Source organism: Phenylobacterium sp., from assembly GCF_024508875.1.
Taxonomy (GTDB): domain Bacteria; phylum Pseudomonadota; class Alphaproteobacteria; order Caulobacterales; family Caulobacteraceae; genus Phenylobacterium.
This window is the reverse complement of record NZ_JANINU010000281.1, coordinates 1-2404: the sequence shown is the minus strand read 5'-3', so window position 1 is coordinate 2404 and position 2404 is coordinate 1. Positions and strand designations below refer to the sequence as shown.

3 protein-coding genes are annotated in these 2404 nt (G+C 70.0%); 1 reads left to right on the top strand and 2 read right to left on the bottom strand.

The genetic code is table 11. The annotated features are described in order from the left end of the window. The first annotated feature begins 249 nt into the window (after positions 1–249). Positions 250–939, top strand: coding sequence for a PEPxxWA-CTERM sorting domain-containing protein (locus tag Q0L11_RS18990; RefSeq protein ID WP_296599319.1), 690 nt, complete (start codon positions 250–252; stop codon positions 937–939). A gap of 48 nt (positions 940–987) precedes the next feature. Here the strand turns inward: Q0L11_RS18990 and Q0L11_RS18985 are convergent, their stop codons facing one another. Both Q0L11_RS18985 and Q0L11_RS18980 read right to left on the bottom strand, forming a co-directional pair. Beyond that, the gene (locus Q0L11_RS18985; RefSeq protein ID WP_296599318.1) at positions 988–1806 is read right to left on the bottom strand and encodes an SDR family oxidoreductase; all 819 of its coding nucleotides are present in this window, start codon (positions 1804–1806) and stop codon (positions 988–990) included. A 208-nt stretch (positions 1807–2014) separates the two neighbouring features. Beyond that, on the bottom strand, positions 2015–2404 hold a 390-nt coding region (locus Q0L11_RS18980), incomplete at its 5' end, for a helix-turn-helix domain-containing protein (protein ID WP_296599316.1).

The window sequence follows — 2404 nt, the reverse complement described above, 5'->3', positions numbered from 1 at the left end:
CAAGGTGAAGCTCCTGGGCTTCGACGACCGCGGCAAGACCCGCCTCTCCATGAAGATCGTCGACCAGGAGACCGGCGAGGATCTGTCGAAGAAGGAAGAGCCGGAAGCCGCCGACGCCTAAGCGCCAGCGACTCTCGCAACGATCGGGGCGGCCGCAGCGATGCGGCCGCCCTTTTCGTTTGTGCCGTTCCGGCTGGCGCCGTCCTTGCTGTGAAGCTCCCCGACGAAACATCGATCGCTGGGGATCACATGCGCTCTGTCCTGCTCCGCACCGCCGCAGCCGCCACGCTGGCCGTCGCCGCCCTGTCGGGGGCTTCCGCCGCCTCGGCCTCGGAAGTGCTGGTCAACGGCAGCTTCGAGGACCTGGGCGCCGCGACGCCGGAGGGCTGGGGCGGCTACACCTATTATGCGGGCGGCTCGGTCGCCCTGCCGGGCTGGACGGTGGAGTCGGGCAGCGTCGACGTGACGCTGAACACCTCGTCCTGGTCGCCGGCCTATGACGGGCAGGCCGGTCTCGACATCAACGGCTGGGACGCCGGCACGATCTCGCAGTCGTTCGCCACCCAACTGGGCCAGCTCTACACCGTCTCGTTCGCCTACTCGCGCAACGCCGCCAGCGCGCCCTACAACGCCACCGCGACCGTCTCGGCCGGCGGCGTGACCCGCAACGTGGTCGCGCAGAACGACGGCTCGTTTGGCGGCGCGAACAACTTCCTCTGGAAGACCGACAGCTTCACCTTCGTGGGCACGGGCAACATCGAGAAGATCACCCTGGCCGCCACCATCCCGGGCAACGGCGGCGTGTTCTTCGACAAGGTCGCCATCGCCAGCGCCCCGGTCCCGGAACCGGCCGCCTGGGCCCTGATGATCTCGGGCTTCGGCATGGCCGGCGCGACGCTGCGCCGCCGCCGTCCCCTGCTGGCCCAGGTCCGGATCTAAGACACCACCGACTGTCGTCGTAGGCCTCGTCTCGTTTCGGCCCAGGCCTCAGGCGGGCTCGACAGCCTTCACGCCATAGCGGGGCGCGGGATGCCGGGCCGACAGGTTGGGCGCCAGCTTGAGGCGAGCCGCATCGACCGCCGCCCAGTCCGCCGCCTCGGGCAGCGAGGGGATGGTCACCAGTTCGCCCTGGTCCAGACCGGAGAGCGCCGCGTCGACCAGCTCGTCGACGTCCATCAGGATCTCGTCCGGCACGTTCTCGATCCCGCGGCCCGAGCGGTCCCAGATCTCGGTGCGGGTGGCTCCCGGCAGCACGGCCTGGAAGCGCAGCCCCTGGCTGGCCAGCTCCGCATGCAGCGTCTGGGTCAGGTAGAGCACGAACGCCTTGGTGGCGCCGTAGACCGACCCGGCGAACATCTCGGGGCCGAGGCCCACGATCGAGCCGATGTTGACCACCGTGCCGCGCCCGCGTGGGGCGAAGCCGGCCGCCGCGGCGTTGGCCAGGCGCGTGACCGCCGTCACGTTGAGCTGGATCAGGTTCTCCAGCCTGTCCGGATCGGCGTCGGCGAAGGGGCCGAAGAGGGCGGCGCCGGCGTTGTTGACCAGCAGGCTGATGGCCGGGTCGTCACGCAGGCGGCGTTCGAGCCTGCCCAGGTCCTCGCGCACGGTCAGGTCGGCCTTCACCACCTCGACCTTCACGCCGGCCTCGGCGCGCAACCGCGCCGCCAGGGTCTCGAGGCGGCCCACGTCGCGGGCCGCCAGGATCAGGTCGTAGCCGCGTCGGGCCAGGCGGTCGGCATAGACCGCGCCGATGCCGCTGGACGCGCCGGTCACCAGGGCCGAACCGAGGGAAATCTTGTCGCTCATCTCACATCTCCTGCCGGTCGGAGAGGATCGCCGGCCGCTGACGGAGAGATGGAAACGCACCCCCGTATCCCTCAAGGCGAAGCGGGAGTCTTTTTATATGATGGTCATCATAAAATCGGAGCGCGGCGACAGGAAAGCTGAAGGCGCCGAACGACAAAGGGCCCGCCTCGCGGCGGGCCCTCCATCAGCGCTCCCCAAAATATCGGGTCTAGCCGCGCAGCTTGCGCAGGAGCACGTCGACGTCGCGCGCGATGCCGGCGTCCTCGGCCTTCAGGGCCTCGATGCGGCGCACGGCGTGCAGGACGGTGGTGTGGTCGCGGCCCCCGAAGCGCCGGCCGATGTCGGGCAGCGAGCGGGTGGTGATCTGCTTGGCGAGCCACATGGCCACCTGGCGCGGACGGGCCACCGCACGGGCGCGGCGCTCCGAGATCAGGTCGGCCTGCTTGAGCGCATAGTGCTCGGCGACTGTCTTCTGGATCATGTCGACCGTCACCTTGCGCTCGGTGACCGACAGGTGCGGCCGCAGGATGCCCTGGGCCTCGTCCAGGGTCAGGCGGGCGATGTCGCCGCCCACCCGGGCCACCAGGGTGTTCAGGGC

Bases quoted from the DNA above. Each gene is read 5' to 3' on its own strand.
- Q0L11_RS18990 (WP_296599319.1), top strand. From the start codon at position 250: ATGCGCTCTGTCCTGCTCCGCACCGCCGCAGCCGCCACGCTGGCCGTC.
- Q0L11_RS18985 (WP_296599318.1), bottom strand. From the start codon at position 1,806: ATGAGCGACAAGATTTCCCTCGGTTCGGCCCTGGTGACCGGCGCGTCC.